We start from the raw sequence: 22,988 nt of genomic DNA on the forward strand, positions 1-22,988 counted from the left end.
CAATATAAAGATTGTCCACTAGAAAGGACATTTTAGAATATTTCCATTATAATGGAAAGTATTGGGGTTCAAAAATCATTTTTCCTGCTTTGCTACTTCTATTTTATAGCGCTGTATCTTACTTCTTCGAATAAAAAGTAAAAAAGAAGAGATTATTTTCTCTTCTTTTTGGCTTTCTTGATTTTATTGGCTTGGCGTTTCATGGCTTGTTTCATAGCAAACTCGCCGATTCTACCTTTCAAACCGCCTCCAAACATTTGGGACATGTCTGGCATACCAGCCCCTCCCATCAGTTGGCTCATATCAGTCATGCCTGCACCGCCCATCATATCTTCCAGAGCAGACATATCCATACCGTTCATATTTGGCATGTTTTTAGGGAGATTATTTGGGTTGATTCCCATTTGTTTCATCATTTTATTCATGTCGCCTGACATGACACCCTGCATCATGGTTTTCGCTTGGTTGAAATCCTTAATAAATTTATTGACTTCGACAAAGCTATTTCCAGAACCGTTAGCAATACGACGACGACGGCTCGGTGTCAACAAATCAGGGTTTTCTCGTTCGGCTGGTGTCATAGAAGATACGATAGCTCGTTTTCGTGCAATTTCACGCTCGTCAACTTTCAAGTTGGCAAGTGCTGGATTACCAGCCATACCTGGAATCATCTTCAGCAGGTCTTCCATTGGTCCCATATTCTGAACTTGGTCCAGCTGATCAATGAAATCGTTGAAATCAAAGGTATTCTCACGCATTTTTTCAGCGAGTTCTAGTGATTTCTTCTCGTCGTACTCTTTGCTTGCCTTCTCAATCAAGGTCAGCATGTCGCCCATGCCCAAAATACGCGAGGACATACGGTCTGGGTGGAAGGTTTCAATATCTGTGATTTTTTCACCAGTACCGGTAAATTTGATTGGCTGACCAGTAATGTGACGGACAGACAAGGCTGCACCACCACGTGTATCGCCGTCAATCTTGGTCAAAATCACACCAGTGATAGCCAGTTGATCATTGAACTCACGCGCAACGTTGGCAGCTTCCTGACCAATCATGGCATCGACAACCAAGAGGATTTCGTTTGGCTGAGCAAACTCTTTGATTTCTCTCAATTCGTCCATGAGGGCTTGGTCAATCTGCAAACGACCGGCCGTATCAATCAGAACGTAGTCATTATGATTAGCTTTGGCTTGTTCTAAACCTTGGCGTACAATCTCCAGGGCAGGAACCTGATTGCCTAGCTCAAATACAGGTACATCAATCTGTTGACCCAGGGTTTTCAACTGGTCAATGGCAGCTGGACGATAAATATCGGCAGCAATCAAGAGAGGACGAGCATTCTCTTCCTGTTTGAGTTTGTTGGCCAGCTTACCTGTAAAGGTTGTTTTACCCGCACCCTGCAAACCAGCCATCATGATGATAGTTGGAATTTTGGGTGACTTGATAATGTCAGACGTTTCAGACCCCAATACAGCCGTCAATTCTTCATCAACGATTTTGATGATTTGTTGAGCGGGGTTCAGGGTTTCAATGACTTCGTGACCAATGGCACGTTCACGTACTTTTTTGATGAAATCTTTTACAACTGGAAGAGCAACGTCGGCTTCTAGTAAGGCCAGACGGATTTCCTTGGTTGCTTCTTGGATATCACTCTCAGAAATTTTCCCCTTACGACGTAGGTTTTTAAAAACACTCTGCAAACGTTCTGTTAAGCTTTCAAAAGCCATATACTTCTCCTCTTACTCTCTATTATCAATGCTGGTTAAAATGGCGATTTTCTCCTTCAAATAAGCATCTTCTGGATACTTAGTGAGTATTTCATCGAAAATCTGACTACGCACCACATAGTCAGAATACATATGCAGCTTCATCTCATAATCTTCCAGTAATTTTTCTGTTCGTTTAATATTGTCATAGACCGCCTGACGGCTAACTTGAAATTCTTCAGCAATCTCAGCCAAACTATAATCATCCGCATAATACAGCTCGATATAGTTCATTTGCTTGTCTGTTAGCAAGGCTGCATAGAATTCAAATAAGGCATTCATTCGGTTGGTTTTTTCAATTTCCATAAACTTTATTATATCAAAAATTCCATATTTTATAAATAAGAAAATCCGTCATCACTAGAAAGATTACGGATTTTAAAAATGTTTTGCATAATTATTTTTATGTTAATTGTTTTCTAAATAGAATTCGAAACGTTCCCCAACATACTGACTATTTACAAATTCAAATGCTTGACCATCCTCGAGATAAGATACTTGTTTTAGTGCGAGAATAGCCTGGTTTTTAGAAATTTGTAAATATTGAGCCACTTTTTCATTGGCTAAACGCGCAAAAATGGTTTGTTTGCTCGTTCCAATTCGATAACCATTGTCCATAAGTGTTTTAAAGAAATGGTTGGTAACATCTTCTTTTGGGACATTTTTTATCAAGCGTTCAGGAATGCTGGCAACCTCATACACGACGGGAACATTATCTGCATAGCGGACCCGCTCCATTCGAATAACATACTCGCCACGGGATAAACCTAACTGTTCAACTTCTTTTTCATTAGGTTTGGTTCGTGTATAGGACAATAATTTGCTGCTTGGCGTCTTTCCTTGGAGTTGTACTAATTCAGTAAAGGAAGTCGTGCCTCGCATCTTTTCTTGAACCCGTGTACTGGCGACATAAGTACCGGAACCAATCTTGCGTTGTAGAATACCTTCTTCCACTAAAAGTGTGATTCCTTGACGGAGCGTCATACGAGAAACACCAAATTCATCTGCTAAATCGCGTTCACTTGGTAAACGTTGACCAATTTTCCAGATTCCGTTATCGATTTGTTCCTTAATTTTATCGTGAATTGTGATATATGCTGCTTTCATTTATCTAGCCTTTCTCTTCTTTCTAGTTTACCAAAAATAAAGGCGTTTGGCTAATTCAGGCCACACTCTATTGGTAAAATTCTCCTAGGCAAACAATGAAGTCAGATTACCTAAAATAAAGTGAGTAAAAACAATAAAAATACGAACACTAACATTTTTATTATCACTCATAGTTTGCAAAACAGATATTTAACAAATAAAATTTTGAAAATGTTCGCTTTTATGTTAAAATAACTAATAGTATTTGAATTTTTTTCAAAACGAAAGGGAAAAACATGACAAAACAAGATGTCCAAAAAATTATTGTATTGGATTATGGTAGCCAGTACAACCAACTTATTTCACGTCGAATTCGTGAATTTGGTGTCTTTTCAGAATTGAAAAACCATAAAATTACAGCTGAGGAAGTCCGTGCTATCAATCCAATTGGTATCGTTCTTTCAGGTGGACCGAACTCTGTCTACGCAGAAAATGCCTTTGATATTGATCCAGAAATCTTTGAATTGGGTATTCCAATCTTGGGTATTTGCTACGGTATGCAGTTGATTACTCACAAATTGGGTGGTAAGGTTGTACCTGCTGGTGAGGCTGGAAATCGTGAATATGGTCAATCAAACTTGCAATTGAAAGCTGAATCAGCCTTATTTGCTGGAACACCAGAAGAACAGCTTGTACTCATGAGCCACGGTGATGCAGTAACTGAAATTCCTGCTGATTTCCACCTGGTTGGTCTGTCTGCTGACTGCCCTTACGCGGCCATTGAAAATACGGAACGCCGTATCTACGGTATCCAGTTCCACCCAGAAGTTCGTCATTCCGTATATGGAAACGATATTTTGAAAAACTTTGCGTTTGGTATCTGTGGAGCCAAAGGCGACTGGGAAATGGAAAACTTCATCGAAACAGAAATTGAAAAAATCCGCCAGACTGTTGGGGACAAGAAAGTCTTGCTCGGTTTATCAGGCGGTGTGGATTCATCTGTTGTTGGCGTCCTTCTCCAACGCGCTATCGGTGACCAATTGACCTGTATCTTCGTTGACCATGGTCTTCTACGTAAGAATGAAGGCGATCAGGTTATGGAAATGTTGGGCGGTAAATTTGGCCTCAATATTATTCGCGTCGATGCTGCTAAGCGTTTCTTAGACCTACTTGCTGGCGTATCTGACCCTGAGAAGAAACGTAAAATCATCGGTAATGAATTTGTTTACGTATTTGACGATGAAGCGAGCAAGTTGACTGATGTTGAATTCCTAGCGCAAGGAACGCTTTATACCGATATAATCGAGTCAGGAACGGATACTGCTGAGACAATCAAATCTCACCACAACGTTGGTGGTCTGCCAGAAGATATGCAGTTCAAGTTGATTGAACCGCTCAATACTCTCTTTAAGGATGAAGTTCGTGCCCTTGGTACTGCTCTTGGTATGCCGGATGAAGTTGTATGGCGCCAACCATTCCCAGGACCAGGCCTTGCCATTCGTGTCATGGGTGAAATCACTGAGGAAAAACTTCAAACTGTTCGCGAATCTGACGCTATCTTGCGTGAGGAAATTGCAAAAGCAGGTCTTGACCGCGATGTGTGGCAATATTTCACGGTTAACACTGGCGTTCGCTCCGTAGGTGTCATGGGAGATGGTCGTACCTACGACTACACCATCGCCATCCGTGCTATCACTTCTGTCGATGGAATGACAGCTGACTTTGCCAAACTACCATGGGATGTTCTTCAAAAAATCTCTGTCCGTATCGTAAACGAAGTCGACCACGTCAACCGCATCGTCTATGATATAACAAGTAAACCACCAGCAACAGTTGAGTGGGAATAATGGAGAGGCTTGATTTACCTTCAAAATAGCGATTCTACAGCAGTTTAGCAGGAACAAACTAGTCTAAAAAGGGTGAATCTTCGTTTGATTCCCCCCTAAATCCCCCCGAAAAAAGAATTAGCTAGAAATTTTTTCTGGCTAATTCTTTTTATATACTATTGATTTGTTTCAAATCCGTCATCAAATTCTTCACTGTGATAAGAACGTTCGTCTCCATCGTTTTCAAATGTTTTTGAAAATAATTCATCAGTATTTGCTGAAGTAAATAGATTGTTAAAATTCGTATACCTATTTGATTGCAAGGCATTCCAGTCATCCCCTAGAGGTATTTTTTTAGGTAACTCTTTCGCCTCCCCTTTAAATACTATTTTTTTCTTTGAAGAATCTTCAGGGGATATAGTAATATCTTCGATTTCTGCATAATGTGTAATTTTTTTAATAGGCGTTTTTTGGTATACAGCAATATACTTCAAAAATGGAATCCTATCCTCGTTAATCCTAACTGAATACCATGAATTTTCGCCAATAAATACTTTTTCGAAGCCACTCTTTCTTGCTCTAACAATTATTGTATTTTGATATTCTATTTCCGACTTAATTTTTTCAATTTCATCAATTTCCTTCTCTATACCTTTTTTCTCGTCTTCTGATAAGCTCAATATATCTTTAATAAATAGTGAACTTGATTTTCTAATAACGGGTATACCTGTTTCTTTAAGAAACTCTACCTTAAGTTCTGGTAATAACTCTAATTCTGAGGTTCCGTTACTAGTACACCAATCTGTCTTTTTATCATCAGAAACAATTACTACATTACTAAATTTTTTCTCTTTTACAAATTCTATAATATCAAGCCAAAGCATCGCATCACCAAAAGATGCATTAAATTCAAGTGTAGCAAATTTACGCATTTTTTTCTTTTGTTTATCTTTAAATCCGGGTGGAATATCTTTTTGATATCTTTCAGGAATTACTTTTCCAAAATAATCAAGTTTTTCCTGAGTATACTCTTTCCCAAGTACACCTTCTTTTAGGAAAATTGAATTAATTCGTTGAAGGCGCTCTTCAATACCTTCAATATATTTTTGGGAATTGAAATCCGCTTTGTCGGGTTCGATTTGACTCAGTGATTCAACTAATACCTCGTTTAATCCATCTAATTGTGACTTTACTTTGTTAAAAATTTCGTCTAAGAAAGAATCTATTTTTTTATTAGCTCCATTTTCTCCTTTAAAATTTATATTTCCATTTAAAGCATTAATGTCAATACCCTGTTTGTTTATGATTTTTTTCTTCAAAAAATCTTGGAACGCTTTAGTATCTGTGTCAAAGACAGAATCCAAATCCTCTATTCCTTCAAATATGCTGTTAATTGCATCTAGTGTGTTTTTTGTACCAGATATGTGACTCCTAATGTTATCAATGCTTTCAAGATAAACAATAAATGGTAAATATGTTTTGTCAATAACATTTTCTAACGCATTAAAAAATTTTTCTGAATTATGTACCGATTGAATTGCATACGATATATAGTTTGAGTCAAATACATATAAGGTCTGTTCATCTTCATTAAAATCAAGATTATACAATGATGCAAAATAATTATTCATATTAATAATTCTTTCTATAACTTAAATTTTCGATATTTAGATAATAACTTACAGTTATTAATAATGTCAATAGAATTAAGTAAAATAAATCCATAAGAAAACAACCAAGAAATTTCTCGGTTGTCAACATTATTTATTTAATGTTACTGTTTCACCACTGTCCCCTGCTAAATCAGGTATTGTTACAGAATCTCCTGAAACTGAATATTTCAGCTCTGTTCCATTACTATCACTGATAATCTGTTTGTCTGTATCAATGGTTACTTTCTCGGAATAGAGGTACTTCACATTATTACCTCTTTCTGAAAGGAGATTGATATTAAGTATGTTTTCATCACCACTTACTTTTAGTTCGTAATGCAATGTTAATTCTTCATCTTCGAATCCCATTTCAGAACCATCAATACCGCCTTTTTCGTATGAATATGTTCCTGATAGCTGACTATCATTAGTATTCGATTGTTTACCACAAGCACAAAGGACAATTGTTAGTGTTAGAGTGAGTAGGGTCAATATTAGTTTCTTTACGCTCATCAGTCTGCTCTTTTCTTTAATTGTTTGAAATTAGATTTTCTAGCTCTGAATCACTTGGAGCTGTAGATGGGTAAGTTTCAAATACTAGCTTGGGTACGATGTAGATATTCGCAAGGCTAGATAATACTATTTGTTCTGAAATAATCTCTTCTCCCATTACTTGGTCTTTAGTAATGTCCCATAAAGAATTTCCGTAATCGCTTGATAGTAAGTAGTATTTAGAATCTAGCTCACTATTTTGCAATTTTTTAGCATAATCAGTTTGACGATTTGCAAGAGCTGATGGAAGAATCTCTAGTTGAATAGACTCCCCAGCTGGTAAATCACTAGCAAGAGCAATCTGAGCAATTTTTACCCTCTCAGAACGTCCTGACAACGTTGTGTAGCCATATAGAGTGAAATATGTTCCGTACAAGTTGTTATTGTTTGAATTGGTTGTTGTTCCAATCAGTGTTTCATCGTAGTTGTTAGTAACAGTAACTTTTAATCTTCTAGTTGATTCATCATAACCGTCAAGCGTGACTTTTAGCTTTGTCAATTCAGAAGGAAGATAGTCATTAGTAACATTTAGACTAGCCTGTCCATTGAAGATGTTGGTTTGATTCTCATTCCATGCTTTTTGACTTCGTTCTTCAATCTCATTATGGTAATTTGAACCATCAGTCTCAGCTACTTCTTCATAAAACTCCTTCAACCACTTATTTCTTTGCTCCTCGGAGATTGCATCCTTTGATGAAGAGGAGGTTTCAACAATCTTTTCAGAGGATTTTGTGGTACTTTCATTACTCTGACAAGCAAATAAGAGTGCTGTAGATGCCAATAGTGTAAAGCTCGCTAAAAATTTCTTTTTGTTCATAGTGTGTCTCCTTATTTATAACCAACCGTTTTTCTTCGCAATATCATCATAGAACTCAGAACGGTCATTCCTTCGTTTTAATTCTTCTGCCACTTTATTTTGAGCTTCGGTATTATCTCTAATGTTACGTTGCTCTTGCGCGTGTTGTTCTGCACGTTGTCTAGCCAGACGAGCTTCCGATTCTCTCGTCTCTTTTATAACAGCTTTCGATGCCTGCTCAACTCTTCTAGTCGATACTTCTATATCCCAAAGATTCAAAGCTTTTCCGATAGTCTTCGCTTGCCCATATTCTAATTTTTGTATGAGGAAATTTATGACTTCATCATTATTCCAATACTGATTGGGAATGGAAATGGTATTCATAATATTCATCATTTCATTTTGATGGTTCAGTAGTTGAGCTTCAGTGGATTTCAAGGTATTTTTCAGATTATCTACTGCTAATTGTTGTTTTCTACGCTTTCCAGGGACGAGAGCGTTTTTCTTTCGATTCTCTGGAATAACAACATTTTCATAGTAGATTCTATTTTTTTGAACCTGTCTGATACTGTATAAAACCCAGACTATCAAAAGCCCAACCACAATCGGAACAGGAATTGAGGGAGGAGAATAGATAAAGTCTTCAACCACTTTTATTGGGATATAGAAGAATGTATCCTCAAACTCAAAATCTTGGAAAAGTATAAAAGTTCGAATAATTGTTTCTATAATGACACCAATAATGGCAATCCCTGCTAAAGATAATAGTGTAACTATAAGAAATATGATAAACACAATCAGGGATGGTAGGTGAACCAGATTAAAAATAGTAAATCCTCTTGTGCGAATATCCCATTTAAAGTCCTCAAGAAATACTTTTTCATCTGAAATAGCATTCAGGGTAACCTCAGCTTGAAAAATTTCTCTTCCAAGTTCTTTTATTCTATTTTGTGTTGAGGGAATTAGATTATTTTTTAGGGTTAAAAATCTCTTGAGAGCGTATAAAACTTCCATTTTTTACCTCTAATTTGTTTATTATCTAAAATTATACTCAATAAATTGAATATAGTCAATATGTTGGTAATGTTACCATATTGTTTATATAAGAGAATTTAAGAGCGAGTAATAACATGATTTCATATAAACCCTTCTATGAGACTTTGAATAAAAGAGGAATTTCAGAATATTATTTAATCAAGGTTGAAAAAATTTCTGCACATACGTTACATCGAATGAAATCAGGAGAACCAATAACAACAAAAACAATTGATAAATTATGTGAAATTCTTGAATGTAATGTTGAAGACATAATCAAACATGAACTAGATGAATACTAAAAGCCAAGCACAATCGCTTGGCTTTTAGTATATTCGGTTTTCTAAGAAATTTTTTAATCTCATATCAATATTTTTGGCATATTCAAGGCAATCCTCCTTGGACTGCTGAAGCTTCTTCTTAATGTCTAAATACAACTTGTCACAATTATCTGTAATTGCGAGTACTTCTTCAACCTTAAGTAATAATTGAATAATGGCCTTTTCAAAATCATTCGAGTATTTGCTATAATCAATTGCTTTTCCTAAATATTCATCCATTAAATCATACATATCTTTGTAATACATTGACTCAAGGTTCTGCTTTTCGAGTTCGTTCTCAAAATCTTTCCATTTTTCCAAAATACTTTTAAAGGAGTATTTCTTAATATTCAGGGAATCTAGGACATTTTCAATAGTTATTATTTCTAACTCAGAACTGCTACGATTCAAATTTTCAATGATAAGCATAGTAATTGTAACTTTCTGAATACATTTCCTTAGTTCCAAATAATAGTCTTCGAAATCATCACTCAATTTATTTAAAGTATAGTTTATATTTTCGTCTAAACCTTGATATTCTTCAATAATATTTTGCAACTGTAACTTTGTTCCTTCCCACTTCTTCTCTAACTTTCTATATTCTTCAGGAATAAGAGTAGAAATTTTCTGTGGCGATTTGCTTAAACGACTTCGTTTAATTGCTTCTAGTGTTGCCTTTAGTTCGTAGTGACCATTAAAATTCTTGTGGTTATCAGTTGAGCATTTTCTGACCAAACGTATTAAAGATTCGAGCTTATAATCATCATTCTTCTCAATGTTAATCTGTACAGATTTTGTAAGGTATTGATTATTTATTAAAAACTTAATTTCTTGTTTATTAAGAAATATCTCTCCATTAACAAATTGTATAAGCGTAACTAACGATTCAGTAGCAAGTAATTGAGTCTCCATTTTTTTATCATAATAATTTTCAGAGATGTAAAGGATAAAATCAGCAATTAACTTATGCATTTGCTCCTTATTCTTTTTATTTAGTCGTACCTTGTTTGTAATCTCTTCTACAATCCAATGAGTATAGTTTATTGCAAGTGGCTCCTTAGTAAATACTTTTGCTAGTTTGTAGCTTAATTCTACTAACATTGATTGAGCTATCAATTCTGCAACTTCTTCTTGAAAAATTTTAAATAGTATAACGTGACCAGTCCTGCTCTGGCCATTTACCTTATCAAATTCTTCAATCTGTTCAGAAAAAATATTATTTTTGTATTCTACAAAATCATATGTACCCCTCAAAAACGTTGCTACAGAAGCTATTTCAAGCTCTTTTTCATTGAAATAAATTTTCATAACATTGCACCCTTCGGATTTTAACTAAAACTCTGAAATCTACTAATTAGCATGTGAGACTACTTATATAACTTGTATATTATATAATTTCATAGATTCGGATTCGAACTATTTTCTGTTTTTTACACATAAGTTTATAGCAGATATAATGAATATAGATTAACGTTAATTGATTTTTTAACTCTTTGTAGAATATTTTAACACATAAGTATACTACAAAAAAGACCAGGAAAATGAGAGGAAAATTAAGAATGAAAACAAAAAAACTAAGTCCTTCAGTTTTAGCCAGCGTTGTAACTGATGTTAGTAAACCATATTTTTTATTGTCCACCGACTATACTTTGAAATTTAAGTATGATGATAATGGTAGGACCGATAAAATCACAGGGTACAAATACTGGTTTATACAAGATAATTCAGAGCCGTTTCAAGTTGCACTTCCAGCAGAGTTAAACAAGAATCTAAAAATATTCATTGGATATAAATTTCAGAATTTAGAAGCTTATGATTTCAATGGTACGATTTATTTCAGAGCTGAATCAATTCAGTTATTTGAATAAAAAAAGAAAGGTAAACTGAAAAATGAAGATAACTTTGTTATCGACTGTCGCTGAGCATACATTACAAAATGAAGCAACTGACTTTGACATTGCTCTCATCACTTACAGCGAAATGTCAAAAAAAGACTTCAAGTTACAATGTTCAAGTAGTCTAGAAGACATGATAATCGGTCATGAAGAGCGTGAAAAAGCACCAGTCTATTTAGTGCTAAAAAATAAATTTACTGGTGAATATTGTGATACTTCTTCTGTTTTACGACTACAAGAAAAGCTGTACAATGAGCAACTTGAAAATACAAAAGCTGATTTAAAAAGAACAGAGTCAGTATTAACTTCTAGAAATGCAGAGTTAAATCGATTGCTCAGTGACAAAGAAAAAGTTGAGAAAGATATTTCAAACGCTATTAGAGAACGTGCAAGTGTGAATCAAGAAATACGTGTTCTTGAACGAGATAAGCGCAAAGCAGAAAAAGAATTTGATGATTGGAAAGATGATAACCCAATTTTTCGATTTTTGTATTGGCTTTCTCAGTTAATATATGACTAATTCTTTAAAATAACTCTAGAAACCGATAAAAATTGATTGCTTGTACTTAAGTGAAACACTCAATCTATCGTTGCTCGATTTGTTGTTTTGCTGATAATTTCTTTTAAGAACTGTGATTGAATGTAAGCTGTTGAAGCCTGCGAGACAGATGAATGAAATCACAGTTCTTTAGAAAATCAGCCTCAACAAGGGCAATGACTAGCTATTGAGCAGTAACGCTTAACAAGTAATCAATTTTTCTATCGTTATAGTTTATACAAGAATTAGCATGCATTATTGAGAAAAATAACGAAAAATTTATCATATTTCCTCTAAAATTCTATTTTAATTGTGCATTTCGTAAGAAAATTTATTGAAGATTTGCACTGACGAAACATAGCGATTAAATTATCCAAATTTTTATTTTGTCATTGTCAAGAGTAACATCTGCTCTAGAAAAAAATGCTGTCTGGGCTTGTTATAGACAGCATGAATTACATTGTCATTGTCAAAATTTGAAAGGAATAAAATGAAGAAAAAGAGAAAAATGTCAGAAAAGGTACCTACTATTCGACATACTGCTTATATGTTCTGTTCAACAGTTGAAAGTGTTTCAATTAAAAATTTGCAAGAAATAATCAAATTATTTCAAGAAACACTGAATCCATTTGAAATTGCAGGTATCATCCACGATAAAGATATTGATACAGAATCACACTATCATATTATCATCAGATTTAAAAATGCTGTTTGGTTAAATTCAATTATCAACAAGCTTTCGCAAAATGGGTTTGAGGTTCAATCAAACTTTTTCGAAGCATGGAAAGGTAAAGTTAATAACGCTTATTCTTATTTAATTCATCGTACGGAGGATGCTAGTGAAAAACATCAATATACAGTTGATGAAGTTATCGCAAATTTTGACTATGCTGAAAGAATCGAGAACATTGAGTCAAAAATCCAATCTAACTCAAGGAAAGAAAGAACAATCAACGTTGTCCGAAATCTCATAAATAAAATAATCGCTGGAGATATAACTTTCGACGAAGCAATTAAACAGGTTGATGGATATACACTTGTGAAATACGATAGAGAATTTTCAAAAGCTAAGAAAAGACGAACAGAAATTGATTTTGAAAATTGGAAAGAAAATGCACTAAAAAATGGGTTTAAGCGAGAAATAGTCTGGCTTTATGGACCATCAGGAACTGGAAAATCAAGATTATGTAAACACTTTGCAAAATCGCTTGGAAAACCATTTTATACAACAGGTTCTTCACGTGACCCATTTCAAAATGTCGCTTCACAAGAGACTATAATTATCGAGGAAATCAGACCAGGTCGGGGAGGTAATTTTAATTACGCTGACTTCTTACTTATCATTGACCCATTCAATGCTGATGCTACTGCTTCCAGCCGTTTCTTTGATAAACCAATTATTGCGACGACAATAATAATAAACACCCCATTTTCACCTTCTCAATTCTATGAATCAATAAGTAAACAAGCTGGTTTTGATAAGAAAATTGATACGTTGACCCAGCTCATTAGACGAATCACACTGCTTCAAGAAGTAACAGATAAATCAATTATCACATATAAATTTGATAATAAAAAAAATGAATATGTAGAACATGAGCGAATCGGCAATCCTTACTACGAGCCCGAAAAAGATAAAATTGAATTCAATTCAGATGTTTATGATAAGTATAAAAAAATGACTCTCAAAATATCAAAGGAGGAAGATGATGACAGACAGAATGATTGAAAAATCCCATCTGATAAAGATGGGGTTTACAAAATACCAAGCCACAGGCATTATCAAACAAGTTAAGCTGAACCTTGTCAATCAAGGTTATTATTTGTATAATAACAAGAGACTTGGTATTGTTCCAGCTTCTGCTGTCGAATCTTTTATTGGAGTAACAATTTCAGAGGAGACAGAAGAGAATGGCAAACAAAACCCAACAAAAAACTAAGTATCCAGGTGTTTACAAGGACCTAAAGTCAGGTAAATTTTTTTATCAGATTGAGTTAGGTACAGACAAAGCAACAGGTGAAAGAATAAGGAGGAAAAAATCAAAAGATAGATTCGGGAATATCTTTACATCAGCACTTCAAGCACATAAAGAAGTTACTAGAATAAAAAGAGAGTACCATAAAGCAGATGGCTATTCTTTTTATCATATGAAGTATCGAGAATTTATGGACACAGTATATATTCCATACTATCGTTCATATGTCGAGACCTCAACGTTTAATACTAGATATCCAGCTTTACAACTTATTATTGAAAAATTTGGTGATATAAAACTACGTGAAATAAGCGTGACCGATGTTGATAATTTTAAGATTTGGCTACTGACAGATGAAAACAATGGAGGCTCAGGTTACAGTCAATCATATGCTTCCCTAGTTTTTGGTATGTTTCGTAAAACACTTGATAAAGCTGTCGAGAGAAATTTTCTTGAATACAATATTTCAAAAAAAGTAAAGGCAATTCCGAAAGGAAAGCAAATTGTCCCTTATTGGACAAGGACGGAATTCGAGTTAGTCTTGCAACAAATATGCCTAGATGATGTATATGAACATTTGTGTTTTGTAATGCTATATTTATATTATACGACTGGTATTCGAGTTAATGAAGGAACTGCTTTGTTTTGGAGTGATATTGCATTTGAGCAACAACAATTACGCATCCACCACATGCTTGAGGTTCAATCAAGAAAAAAATACATTAGAAAAGAATATACAAAAACAGATGATGGCAAAAGAATCATTGAATTAGATGATACAACTGTCAGTATATTGAGACAATGGCGAGAAATACAAACTCAAATAGGACTTGGTAAAGAAAATGACTTTATATTTACTTACGATGGCTACCCTATGATAAAGTCAACAATAAATCGAATATTAAATAGATATGCAGAGCTTGCGGGCGTTCGTAGGATTCAACCTAAAGGTCTAAGACATAGTCATGCAAGCTATGTTTTAAATGAGTTAAAAGCTTCTATTCTTGCGCTTTCAAAGAGATTAGGACATTCAAGTCCTGAGATAACTTTGCGTCACTATGCTCACTTGTACAGTGGTGCTGATAAAGAGATAGCCCAGTTACTCACTAATGCAATTAACATACAAACTGCACATGAAACTAGAGTAAAATTTAATGGAAACCAACATATGAAAAAATCAATCCCCCCTAAAACACCCCCCTTTGATGTATATACTACTTCTAATCCCTTGTCCCACAAGGGATAGGAGGATACCTGTTTCAATTGAGTGGGAGTGATAGAGCCTGGGGATAGGCTCTATCAGCAATTCAATCAGACTAATTTACCCGATGCCTAAAAACAAAAAAGCGTCGCTGATCTGGGAAATCAATTAACCAGACGCTCCAAAATAGGAAAGAGTCTTATAAAAAAACAATCAAAGAGTAGTTTAGTGCTACTACTTTGATTGTTTTTTTGTTTTCTAGCTTAAAGCTCTAACTAGTACCGTTTTGGAGGGGATGCAAAATGCGATGTAATGATGTCATCCAGTTGTTCAGCAATACTTGCAAACTGCAGGTTTAAGTCCAAATTTTTGACACTAATCCGGTTTCCATGCATTTGGTAGACCTGATTAGGTTGAATATCTATATCGGTTTTAGCGTATAGAAGCATTCCTGCTACTATATCGTTTGAATCTGACAGGCGATAAGCCTGGTTTTTCACATAGGTAAAAATTTGGTATAGATTATTTGAATGGAGTGTGCGCTTATCAAAGCGAATCTGTGTGTTACTAGAATAATATTTAGCATCAATAATCAATATAGTATCTTTATATTTGAGGTAAATATCACTTTGCATGATGGGGAGCATTTCTCCAAAACCATCATCTAGTGCCCAAGGTATCTGAGAGGCGGTAACCTGTATTTGGGGATAATGCTTTTTATAATATCCAAGAATGAACTTCTCATATAGCAAGGATTCCCTTCGCTCATCAAGAAAATTCATCAATTTCTTATTCCCCTCCCTCTCTGTATGAATTAATCCATTCACCACCAAATAGCAGATTGACATTAGTAATTGATACGACTGATTGTTTCGATTATATTGTAAATTCCAATTGATTGAGTGTAGATTAATTTTTGAGACTTCTCCAAAGAAAACTAAGAGTTTTCTCAATTTCTTTTTCCTGTCCCTGCTTATATCAGCTTTTAGCAGTATCTCAATGCTTGCTTTGATAATGCGATTCATTCTACTGTCAAGAGAAAAATCATCGTATTGGCAAACAAGTTGCTTTCTACGCCAATTCGGAGGTGTTAAAGATTCAGAGATATTTATTTTACCTTTAAGTGCCGAGAGTGACTCGGTTTGAGAACGATACTCTCGACCAAGTCCTCTTTTCACCTGTATCGAGAGGCTGATTATCATTATTTCCGCCAGTAGATCTGCAGCATTTTTAAATTCTTCAGTAGCGATCCGTTTATATTCCTGCTTATGAAGGATTTTGAATGCGTAGGATAGCATATAGTAGATATTTTGGACAGGTATCACTGGATGGCACTCCTTAACTTACTACTCCAATCATGAATTTTTGTCGGTTCATCAAACCAATATTCTTTCAAGAGAGGAATCAGTTCATATTCAACAATGGCTTCTAGCAAACCTTGGTCCAGTACTTCTGCCGATAAACCGCAGAAGTAACTATGCCCAATACAGAAGCTATCTCCCAGTACTTCCTCTGTTGAAATGGCCTGATTTAGCTTTTCTACACAGGAAATGAGTCTATCGAATTTTTCGTTTTTCAGATTTGTTTGATAATCTTTGAATCCCGCAGTTGAAAAACCTGGCTTGATGTCAAAGAAGGCAAAGCGTCGTCTCAGTGCATAATCAAGTAGGGCTAAACTCCTATCTGCGGTATTCATCATGCCGATGATATATAGATTTTCTGGAATTGAGAATTGCTCATCCGAGTAGAGGAGTTGTAAAGACTTGCCTCGTTTGTCATTTTCTATCAGCATAAACAATTCACCAAAAATTTTGCTCAAATTTCCCCTGTTTATTTCATCAATAATAAAGAAATAATCATGATTCTTGTCAGACTCTGCTTTTTTGCAGAAAGTATAGAATGCCCCTCTTCTCAGCTCAAAGCCACTTGTCGAAGGTCTAAAGCCCATGATGAAGTCCTCGTAGGAATAGCTTTGGTGAAACTGAATTGTCATGACCCTTTCTAAATCTGGTTTACCCATTAATGAAAATGCTAGGCGCTCTGCAACAAACGTCTTTCCAACTCCTGGCGCTCCTTGTAAGATGATATTCTTTTTCATTTGGAGTATGGAGGTTAATTGATCATACTCTTCTTCTGTCATATAGACTTCTGATAGGAAGTGATTTTTAGTATAGCTATCTTCTACTACCTCTTCTCTACCTATCTCGTTTCCAGTATCAGCTTCATCAGCCAGTGGAGAAATTGTTTCAGCACTTCTTTCTTTCTCTTCTTGATTGTATTTCCAAGCCATGGATGATAATTCTTTAAAATTTTTCAGTTTGCTCTCTGCACTCTTTAAATATTGAAGTATAGAATCTGAAATATCAAAATACTCATCAGCAGAAATTTTTGACTTCATCTTTGGCAATTTTTGGACAATGTCAGCAGGAATCTCCCCAGACTCATACACATACTTTTCATTTTGACCATCTAGGTTCAAGAAAAAGTCAGGAGCAATCCAATACAAGGCCATCGTAATCTTGCTGTTGCCATTTCCTTTCTTGTTTATAGCCAAATCAAAATAGTGTGAAAATTTTTCTTTCTTCTCAGCCGTAGGCTCCTTGCTATAGGTCAAAGCAGCAATGAAAAGTTCCCATAAGTCATCAATATCATTCTCATCACGATCTCCGATGAAGTAATAGAAAGTCGCATTCTGATTATTCAGTACTGGTATGCTTTCAAAAGAGGATGGGATTTCCGCTTGGAGGTGGAATAATTCTGCTATAGCTGTCAGAATTTTAATACGATTCTCCTCTTTTATTTGCTTATTGAAGAGTCCAAATATCGTAAAAGGATCAATATCCATCAGTTGATTGTCCTTTTCTAACGTGGGCATATGTATCTTTGTTTTGGTATAGATAGCTTTTACTTTCTCAACCAGCTCTGCTCTATTATCTTTATAGTCTACTAATTTCCAAGCAAATTCCTTATAAAAGTTTACCCAATTGAATTGATATTGTTCATCCATAGTATCCTCCAACGGTGTTGTATCTACACCTATTAAATTATGAGTTCGAATTACCTATATTTTATCATTAAACATTCCTGTCGTAAACTTAGAATTTATATACTTGTGTAACCGTTTAATGTGGTACCATAAAATAGTTGCTTTTTATATTTTTATATGATAATATATGGATGAAAACGTTTTAGAAAGGTGTGATGGCTGTGTTGAAATACTCGAAAGTGCTGTTACTTGTCTTGCTTATTGCCACTGGTCTATCTTGTATCGGAATCTACTGGCTCGGAAAAGAGCAAAATAGACTATTAAATGAGCAGTGGCATGCCTTGAACATACGCATTATTAATGATCTAGGAACAAAAATTGATGCCATTGGTGGTCCGCAAAATCCGCGTATCATTGGATTCTTTCAGCGAGATGACACTACTGCTATCAGCCAGCGGATTGGTACAGCTTCTGAGGAGGAACTGAAAATAGCTAAACCTGACAATCTATTCCAGAAAGAGTGGATTGTTCTCTATCCTCAAACGCGCAGCAGTCCCTTTGAAAATACTTCTGCCTATGCAGTAATGAAAAACAGTATCAAGGCTGACTGGCTCCATGTGACTACTTCATCAGAGACGGAATTAGATATTTTTTATGAGAAGGCAGATGAAAGCTTGCTGACCTTGGAAGACTTGGTGCAAGACAAGGAAAGTTTTCGTACTACACTAAAAACAATCCTAGTTTCAGCTAAAAATGAGGCTGAAATTCAAGTTCAAAAAGATATTTTAGAAATGTTCGAGAGTGATGATTGGTCTGCTATTCCCTTTGCTTACACTGAAAAATCTCTGATATTGGAGAAAGCTGTCATTTCAATTTTTGCATTTGTAGATAGTCTAAATCCCTACTATTTTTCAGAACAAACCCTTGCAGATTTGCGTTTATCAGAAGAATCGCGCCAGGCTTTAGAAGATTCGGTAGATAAGACAATTATCACCTATCCTTGAATAAACGGTGGGAGTGGGAAAGTCGTCATGGATGTCTTTCCCAGCTTCTTTATATTTTGTTTAACAAATTAAACATTTTTGTGGATTTGAAAAATATTTTTTGTTATACTTGTGTTATGAAAACATCAACACTTGGAAAGTTACTAGAATTACCAAATTTTCACCACTTCTACACCGTTCCAATTAGAGAAAATACGGAGTCTTCTGGAAATTATATAATTGTTTTTGAACAGGACAAGCAACCTATATTTGTTGATTTGAAAAATGAGACTGGTCACACTCGTGAGGTACGCTTTGCCAGTCATTTTGACAGCGCCGGTCTTCTGGTCGGATTAGGAGCCATTCCTATCAATTATTGGCCTACCTGCCAGATTCTTGGTGTGAAGAAAAATAATAATCGACGAGGACTTAGTCTATCTAGTCTGATGGATGGTTATGGACGTCTACCTATTTTTAAGGAAATGGCAGAGCGTTATAGAGCGCGTGGACAATCAACCATTTATGACCCCTACCGTTATTCATATACTATTGATGAAAAGAAGGTTATTAAGGATAATCAATTAACCCTTATTCCAAAGAAAGAATACGAAAAGATAAAAGATTTCCATCCTTTTTTGCAAACAAAGCATGGAAATGTTTATGCAGTTCCTTGTTTCTATCAAGACAGGAAACGAAATCAGATTACTAAAATCTATATTATGGGCTGGTACTTTTATGAGAAGCAATTAAAAATATCTTGGAAACCTTCTCACTCTCGTAAAAGCCGCTGGCGTTCTTCTCTTGTTTCAGTTGATAAATTATCGGACCGCTTCTTCTTTCGTAACCGCCCAATAACAAAGTATCTATCTAATCACTCCCTCCTCCAGTATACTGTTATAAAAAACAAAACTGGAGGATTTATTATGTCACAGCCCATCGTCCCATTGACTGTTCCCCAATCTCGCCGCTTTGAGAAGAAAGGCAGAAACGATATTCTGATGAAAATTCGTCTCGGAAAAGTGGAAGTCACATTCTTTCACTCTATCAACCAAAAAATATTAGAAACAATCTTGGATAAGGTACTGCACTATGACCATCCGACTCAGTGATTTAGGTCAAGTCTACTTGGTTTGCGGTAAAACGGACATGCGTCAAGGGATTGATTCTCTCGCCTACCTTGTCAAAAGTCAATTCAATCTGGATCCCTTTTCAGGTCAGGTCTATCTCTTCTGCGGAGGTCGAAAAGACCGATTCAAAGCTCTTTACTGGGACGGACAAGGATTTTGGTTATTGTATAAACGTTTTGAGAATGGAAAATTGACCTGGCCAAACAATGAAGAAGAGGTCAAGGCTCTAACTTCCGAGCAGGTGGACTGGCTCATGAAAGGATTTTCTATCAATCCAAAAATAAATCTTTCAAAAAGTCGTGATTTCTATTGAAATCATGGCTTTTCTTTGTGTATAATGAGATAAAAAGAAGGAGATTGGTTATGTCATCACTAGAAAAAATTATTGAAACACAGTCAAAAACGATAGATATGATGGCTAATGAACTTACCCTCCTTCGTGAACAGATTGAGTATCTGAGACAGAAACTCTACGGAAAATCATCAGAGAAGGTTGTGTATCAACCCGGTCAGCTGAGCTTGTTTGGGGAGGAAATTCTCCCTGAAGAAGAAGCTGACTTACCCAGTTGAAACGGAGACCATCACCTATAAACGCAAGAAAGCCAAGGGAGTTCGTCAGGCTATTTTTAGTCAGTTCACTCCAGAGATTGTTCATCACGAATTGCAGGGCGAAGATTGCACTTGTCCAGACTGTCATGGACAGTTGAAAGAGATTGGTTCTACTGTTCAACGACAAGAGTTGGTCTTCATTCCCGCACAATTAAAGCGGATTGACCATGTTCAACACGCATACAAGTGTCAGGCATGTAGTCAGAAGAATCTGAGCGATAAGATTATCAAGGCTCCAGTTCCTAAGGCACCTTTGGCACACAGCTTGGGTTCAGCTTCTATCATCGCCCATACTATTCATCAGAAGTTCAATCTTAAGGTGCCCAATTACCGCCAGGAAGAGGACTGGCATAAGCTTGGTCTGCCAATCAGTCGGAAGGAAATAGCCAACTGGCACATCAAGTCTAGTCAGTATTATTTCGAACCGATTTATGACCTGTTGCACGAGAAATTGTTGGAGCAGCCTATTCTCCATGCGGATGAAACCTCCTACAAGGTCTTGGAAAATGATAGCCAGTTGACCTTCTACTGGACCTTCTTGTCTGGGAAACATGAGAAAAAGGGCGTCACCCTCTATCATCATGACAAACGACGGAGTGGCTTGGTTGTAAAGGAATTTCTTGGGGATTATGCGGGTTATGTTCACTGTGATATGTGGTCGGCCTATCGGCAGTTAGACAAGGCACAGCTGGTTGGCTGTTGGGCTCACGTTAGACGGAAGTTCTTTGAGGCGACTCCTAAGAAGACAGACAAGACTTCTTTAGGTGCTAAGGGTTTAGCCTATTGCGACCGCCTATTTGCCTTAGAGAATGACTGGGCAGATTTGTCTACTGAGGAACGGCGACATAAACGGCAGACAGAGTTAACTCCCTTGATGGACGAGTTCTTTGATTGGTGTCGCAATCAGGCCGTTTTGCCAGGCTCCAAATTGGGCACTGCAATGGAGTATAGCCTCAAATACGAAACCACCTTCCGAAACGTTCTCTTGGACGGTGACCTAGTCCTATCCAACAATATGGCTGAGAGGGCTATGAAGACCTTGGTGATGGGCAGAAAAAATTGGCTGTTCTCTCAGAGCTTTGAGGGAGCCAAGTCGACAGCTGTCATTTTGAGTCTTTTGGAAACAGCTAAGCGACACGGACTTGATGCAGAGAAATATATGACCTATCTTCTAGAACACTTACCCAACGAAGAGACGCTCGCAAAAAAAGAGGTGCTAGAGGCTTATTTGCCATGGAAGGAAACAATTAAGAGAGCGTGTAAATAGAAAAAGGTTCCAGAGTCGACAGGACTTTGGAACCTTTTCAATATACCTTGTTATTGGGCGGTTACCTTCTTTCAGGGAGAATTGTATAAAAAAGGAACCTATCCAGTGTTCCTGGAAGATCTCACAATAAAAAATAAGGCCTACCAACATCGCCTGGATAGGGAGTTTGCAGCCTTTTTAAGCATTATTGAAGAACAAAAACGGAGAGCACAGCTCCGTGTTAAGTAGAAAATGGGTAGGTTGGTAAATTACCGACTATCATTTTTACGATTATCTTTTAGTTTTACAACGACTCGAAACTGGCGATCAGGATGATTTTCTGTATTGGACATCTGAATACGTGCCTCTAGAATATCGCCGTGTCCAAAATAGATTAACCGACTGATTAGTGAGTTTTTATCCGATGGGATATATCCTAACTTTGTGCCCTGATAAAAGATTGCTACAGCTTCTGAGTCATGTGGGTTTGAAGGCTCTCCGACTAGCTGAACAGGTGTTCCTGGCTTGAGTTGGTCGATTACATCTAGTCCATCATAGTAGGCAAAGGCTGCCAAATGAAAATCTTGCACATTGCGTGTTGGTTCAAATGATGTGAATGTCATGTCTAACCTCCTAGAGAATCATTATGGTTGATAAACAATTTGATAATCTGCATTGATAATGACACCGTTTTGGTAAATAGTGTAACGGGCATTATCATCGCCTTCCAAAACATTATAAGGAATAGATTCGGTGCGCGTGTAGTTACCTTCAATGACGCGCCAATTGTTTTCGCCTAAAATTGAGTTGGCATAATCAATCGTTTTTGGTCCACTATCCAACTGTACGCCTGTTTCAGTATTTTTTAATGGGTCTATACCGCTAGTGGCTGAATTGGTCAAGCGATAATAGACATCTATCACGTCTGCTGCTGTTTCTTGGCTTATTACAATCATTCTATCGCGCGTAGAGTCAGTAGTGTCTGTCTCAGTTGTATTTGCTTGTGTTCCTTTGGGAATCATTAATAGTGTTACATCGCCAATCATTGCGTCTACATAGCCTGTTTCAAAAATTCCGTCAGTTATTTTTCCGCGGCCAAGTAAGGATTGGCTATCTGCTACTAATCCTTTGCTATTGAAGACTAGTGAATTTCCTTGGCTATTTTGCCAGGTGCCTAGTATACTATCGTAATTGCCTTGCATTAGAGCATCTATATCCATAGAACTAAGAGAAATCTCACGTTGGATTGTTGATGACGTGCTTGTATTGGCATTAGAAACCTGGGTATCAGCAGTTGAGGTACTTGCGGAACTGCCCTTCTTTTCAGTTTGACAGGCAGAAAGCGACATGATAGTGAGCAAGCCAAGAGCGAGTGCTAAATATTTTCTGTTCAT

General features: G+C 36.3%; 24 protein-coding genes and 1 pseudogene. 13 read left to right on the plus strand and 12 right to left on the minus strand.

Features of this window, described 5'->3' with window-relative positions; translation table 11 throughout:
• Positions 1-152 precede the first annotated feature (152 nt).
• The 3 genes from CWM22_06720 to CWM22_06730 form a co-directional block, all read right to left on the minus strand.
• Complete coding sequence (locus tag CWM22_06720; protein ID AUC91599.1) at positions 153-1,727, minus strand: signal recognition particle protein; 1,575 nt, start codon at positions 1,725-1,727, stop codon at positions 153-155.
• Between the two features lie 12 nt (positions 1,728-1,739).
• Positions 1,740-2,072, minus strand: coding sequence for a putative DNA-binding protein (locus CWM22_06725; GenBank protein ID AUC91600.1), 333 nt, complete (start codon positions 2,070-2,072; stop codon positions 1,740-1,742).
• 102 nt (positions 2,073-2,174) lie between these two features.
• On the minus strand, positions 2,175-2,873 hold the full coding sequence (locus tag CWM22_06730; protein ID AUC91601.1) for a GntR family transcriptional regulator: 699 nt from the start codon (positions 2,871-2,873) through the stop codon (positions 2,175-2,177).
• Positions 2,874-3,148: 275 nt separating this feature from the next.
• Between CWM22_06730 and CWM22_06735 the strand changes: the two genes are divergently transcribed.
• Positions 3,149-4,699, plus strand: a complete 1,551-nt coding sequence (locus tag CWM22_06735) for a GMP synthase (glutamine-hydrolyzing) (protein AUC91602.1) — start codon at positions 3,149-3,151, stop codon at positions 4,697-4,699.
• A gap of 155 nt (positions 4,700-4,854) precedes the next feature.
• Here CWM22_06735 and CWM22_06740 read toward each other — a convergent pair whose 3' ends face one another.
• The 4 genes from CWM22_06740 to CWM22_06755 all read right to left on the minus strand — a co-directional run bounded on the left by CWM22_06740 (position 4,855) and on the right by CWM22_06755 (position 8,692).
• Positions 4,855-6,309: a hypothetical protein gene (locus CWM22_06740; GenBank protein AUC91603.1), complete on the minus strand. Its 1,455-nt coding sequence runs from the start codon at positions 6,307-6,309 to the stop codon at positions 4,855-4,857.
• Positions 6,310-6,438: 129 nt separating this feature from the next.
• The gene (locus CWM22_06745) at positions 6,439-6,843 is read right to left on the minus strand and encodes a hypothetical protein (GenBank protein AUC91604.1); all 405 of its coding nucleotides are present in this window, start codon (positions 6,841-6,843) and stop codon (positions 6,439-6,441) included.
• A gap of 16 nt (positions 6,844-6,859) precedes the next feature.
• Positions 6,860-7,699, minus strand: coding sequence for a hypothetical protein (locus CWM22_06750; protein ID AUC91605.1), 840 nt, complete (start codon positions 7,697-7,699; stop codon positions 6,860-6,862).
• Between the two features lie 15 nt (positions 7,700-7,714).
• Complete coding sequence (locus CWM22_06755) at positions 7,715-8,692, minus strand: hypothetical protein (GenBank protein AUC91606.1); 978 nt, start codon at positions 8,690-8,692, stop codon at positions 7,715-7,717.
• 116 nt (positions 8,693-8,808) lie between these two features.
• Between CWM22_06755 and CWM22_06760 the strand changes: the two genes are divergently transcribed.
• Positions 8,809-9,015: an XRE family transcriptional regulator gene (locus CWM22_06760; GenBank protein AUC91607.1), complete on the plus strand. Its 207-nt coding sequence runs from the start codon at positions 8,809-8,811 to the stop codon at positions 9,013-9,015.
• A 24-nt stretch (positions 9,016-9,039) separates the two neighbouring features.
• Here the strand turns inward: CWM22_06760 and CWM22_06765 are convergent, their stop codons facing one another.
• A complete protein-coding gene (locus CWM22_06765; GenBank protein ID AUC91608.1) occupies positions 9,040-10,341 on the minus strand; it encodes a hypothetical protein in 1,302 nt (433 codons plus the stop codon).
• A 251-nt stretch (positions 10,342-10,592) separates the two neighbouring features.
• On the opposite strand from CWM22_06765, the gene CWM22_06770 reads away from it, so the two are divergent.
• From CWM22_06770 to CWM22_06790, 5 genes are all read left to right on the plus strand, one after another.
• Positions 10,593-10,901, plus strand: coding sequence for a hypothetical protein (locus CWM22_06770; GenBank protein ID AUC91609.1), 309 nt, complete (start codon positions 10,593-10,595; stop codon positions 10,899-10,901).
• Positions 10,902-10,923: 22 nt separating this feature from the next.
• The gene (locus CWM22_06775; protein AUC91610.1) at positions 10,924-11,448 is read left to right on the plus strand and encodes a hypothetical protein; all 525 of its coding nucleotides are present in this window, start codon (positions 10,924-10,926) and stop codon (positions 11,446-11,448) included.
• 508 nt (positions 11,449-11,956) lie between these two features.
• A complete protein-coding gene (locus CWM22_06780) occupies positions 11,957-13,195 on the plus strand; it encodes a replication initiation protein (protein ID AUC91611.1) in 1,239 nt (412 codons plus the stop codon).
• The gene (locus tag CWM22_06785; protein AUC91612.1) at positions 13,173-13,406 is read left to right on the plus strand and encodes a DUF3173 domain-containing protein; all 234 of its coding nucleotides are present in this window, start codon (positions 13,173-13,175) and stop codon (positions 13,404-13,406) included. Before CWM22_06780 ends, CWM22_06785 begins: the two co-directional genes overlap by 23 nt.
• Positions 13,378-14,688 carry a site-specific integrase gene (locus tag CWM22_06790; protein AUC91613.1) on the plus strand — a complete coding sequence of 437 codons (1,311 nt, stop codon included), beginning with the start codon at positions 13,378-13,380 and terminating at the stop codon, positions 14,686-14,688. The genes CWM22_06785 and CWM22_06790 overlap by 29 nt, the downstream gene beginning before the upstream one ends.
• Positions 14,689-14,918: 230 nt before the next feature.
• Here CWM22_06790 and CWM22_06795 read toward each other — a convergent pair whose 3' ends face one another.
• Both CWM22_06795 and CWM22_06800 read right to left on the minus strand, forming a co-directional pair.
• The gene (locus CWM22_06795; protein AUC91614.1) at positions 14,919-15,968 is read right to left on the minus strand and encodes a 5-methylcytosine-specific restriction endonuclease system specificity protein McrC; all 1,050 of its coding nucleotides are present in this window, start codon (positions 15,966-15,968) and stop codon (positions 14,919-14,921) included.
• A complete protein-coding gene (locus CWM22_06800; GenBank protein AUC91615.1) occupies positions 15,965-17,650 on the minus strand; it encodes an AAA family ATPase in 1,686 nt (561 codons plus the stop codon). Before CWM22_06800 ends, CWM22_06795 begins: the two co-directional genes overlap by 4 nt.
• Before the next feature lie 194 nt (positions 17,651-17,844).
• Between CWM22_06800 and CWM22_06805 the strand changes: the two genes are divergently transcribed.
• The 6 genes and pseudogenes from CWM22_06805 (at position 17,845) to CWM22_06830 (ending at position 21,615) form a co-directional block, all read left to right on the plus strand.
• Positions 17,845-18,633 (plus strand): hypothetical protein, encoded by a 789-nt coding sequence (locus CWM22_06805; GenBank protein AUC91616.1) that lies wholly within the window; start codon positions 17,845-17,847, stop codon positions 18,631-18,633.
• Positions 18,634-18,749: 116 nt separating this feature from the next.
• A pseudogene (locus CWM22_06810) lies at positions 18,750-19,454 on the plus strand (hypothetical protein).
• Between the two features lie 81 nt (positions 19,455-19,535).
• Positions 19,536-19,721: a hypothetical protein gene (locus tag CWM22_06815; protein ID AUC92860.1), complete on the plus strand. Its 186-nt coding sequence runs from the start codon at positions 19,536-19,538 to the stop codon at positions 19,719-19,721.
• Positions 19,702-20,052 carry an IS66 family insertion sequence hypothetical protein gene (locus CWM22_06820; protein AUC91617.1) on the plus strand — a complete coding sequence of 117 codons (351 nt, stop codon included), beginning with the start codon at positions 19,702-19,704 and terminating at the stop codon, positions 20,050-20,052. Before CWM22_06815 ends, CWM22_06820 begins: the two co-directional genes overlap by 20 nt.
• 50 nt (positions 20,053-20,102) lie before the next feature.
• Entirely contained in the window at positions 20,103-20,309 is a 207-nt protein-coding gene (locus tag CWM22_06825) for a transposase (GenBank protein ID AUC91618.1), read from the plus strand.
• Positions 20,263-21,615 carry a transposase gene (locus CWM22_06830; GenBank protein ID AUC91619.1) on the plus strand — a complete coding sequence of 451 codons (1,353 nt, stop codon included), beginning with the start codon at positions 20,263-20,265 and terminating at the stop codon, positions 21,613-21,615. Before CWM22_06825 ends, CWM22_06830 begins: the two co-directional genes overlap by 47 nt.
• Before the next feature lie 248 nt (positions 21,616-21,863).
• Here the strand turns inward: CWM22_06830 and CWM22_06835 are convergent, their stop codons facing one another.
• Together CWM22_06835 and CWM22_06840 are read right to left on the minus strand one after the other, a co-directional pair.
• Complete coding sequence (locus CWM22_06835) at positions 21,864-22,217, minus strand: restriction endonuclease (GenBank protein AUC91620.1); 354 nt, start codon at positions 22,215-22,217, stop codon at positions 21,864-21,866.
• A 21-nt stretch (positions 22,218-22,238) separates the two neighbouring features.
• Positions 22,239-22,988 carry a translation initiation factor 1 (IF-1) gene (locus tag CWM22_06840; protein AUC91621.1) on the minus strand — a complete coding sequence of 250 codons (750 nt, stop codon included), beginning with the start codon at positions 22,986-22,988 and terminating at the stop codon, positions 22,239-22,241.

It is taken from the genome of Streptococcus suis, from assembly GCA_002831545.1.
GTDB classification, from domain to species: Bacteria; Bacillota; Bacilli; order Lactobacillales; family Streptococcaceae; genus Streptococcus; species Streptococcus suis_P.

Excerpts from the sequence above, each read along its gene's own strand:
- CWM22_06720 (AUC91599.1), bottom strand. The coding sequence starts at position 1,727 with ATGGCTTTTGAAAGCTTAACAGAACGTTTGCAGAGTGTTTTTAAAAAC.
- CWM22_06725 (AUC91600.1), bottom strand. The coding sequence starts at position 2,072 with ATGGAAATTGAAAAAACCAACCGAATGAATGCCTTATTTGAATTCTAT.
- CWM22_06730 (AUC91601.1), bottom strand. The coding sequence starts at position 2,873 with ATGAAAGCAGCATATATCACAATTCACGATAAAATTAAGGAACAAATC.
- CWM22_06735 (AUC91602.1), top strand. The coding sequence starts at position 3,149 with ATGACAAAACAAGATGTCCAAAAAATTATTGTATTGGATTATGGTAGC.
- CWM22_06740 (AUC91603.1), bottom strand. The coding sequence starts at position 6,309 with ATGAATAATTATTTTGCATCATTGTATAATCTTGATTTTAATGAAGAT.
- CWM22_06745 (AUC91604.1), bottom strand. The coding sequence starts at position 6,843 with ATGAGCGTAAAGAAACTAATATTGACCCTACTCACTCTAACACTAACA.
- CWM22_06750 (AUC91605.1), bottom strand. The coding sequence starts at position 7,699 with ATGAACAAAAAGAAATTTTTAGCGAGCTTTACACTATTGGCATCTACA.
- CWM22_06755 (AUC91606.1), bottom strand. The coding sequence starts at position 8,692 with ATGGAAGTTTTATACGCTCTCAAGAGATTTTTAACCCTAAAAAATAAT.
- CWM22_06760 (AUC91607.1), top strand. The coding sequence starts at position 8,809 with ATGATTTCATATAAACCCTTCTATGAGACTTTGAATAAAAGAGGAATT.
- CWM22_06765 (AUC91608.1), bottom strand. The coding sequence starts at position 10,341 with ATGAAAATTTATTTCAATGAAAAAGAGCTTGAAATAGCTTCTGTAGCA.
- CWM22_06770 (AUC91609.1), top strand. The coding sequence starts at position 10,593 with ATGAAAACAAAAAAACTAAGTCCTTCAGTTTTAGCCAGCGTTGTAACT.
- CWM22_06775 (AUC91610.1), top strand. The coding sequence starts at position 10,924 with ATGAAGATAACTTTGTTATCGACTGTCGCTGAGCATACATTACAAAAT.
- CWM22_06780 (AUC91611.1), top strand. The coding sequence starts at position 11,957 with ATGAAGAAAAAGAGAAAAATGTCAGAAAAGGTACCTACTATTCGACAT.
- CWM22_06785 (AUC91612.1), top strand. The coding sequence starts at position 13,173 with ATGATGACAGACAGAATGATTGAAAAATCCCATCTGATAAAGATGGGG.
- CWM22_06790 (AUC91613.1), top strand. The coding sequence starts at position 13,378 with ATGGCAAACAAAACCCAACAAAAAACTAAGTATCCAGGTGTTTACAAG.
- CWM22_06800 (AUC91615.1), bottom strand. The coding sequence starts at position 17,650 with ATGGATGAACAATATCAATTCAATTGGGTAAACTTTTATAAGGAATTT.
- CWM22_06805 (AUC91616.1), top strand. The coding sequence starts at position 17,845 with ATGGCTGTGTTGAAATACTCGAAAGTGCTGTTACTTGTCTTGCTTATT.
- CWM22_06815 (AUC92860.1), top strand. The coding sequence starts at position 19,536 with ATGTCACAGCCCATCGTCCCATTGACTGTTCCCCAATCTCGCCGCTTT.
- CWM22_06820 (AUC91617.1), top strand. The coding sequence starts at position 19,702 with ATGACCATCCGACTCAGTGATTTAGGTCAAGTCTACTTGGTTTGCGGT.
- CWM22_06825 (AUC91618.1), top strand. The coding sequence starts at position 20,103 with ATGTCATCACTAGAAAAAATTATTGAAACACAGTCAAAAACGATAGAT.
- CWM22_06835 (AUC91620.1), bottom strand. The coding sequence starts at position 22,217 with ATGACATTCACATCATTTGAACCAACACGCAATGTGCAAGATTTTCAT.
- CWM22_06840 (AUC91621.1), bottom strand. The coding sequence starts at position 22,988 with ATGAACAGAAAATATTTAGCACTCGCTCTTGGCTTGCTCACTATCATG.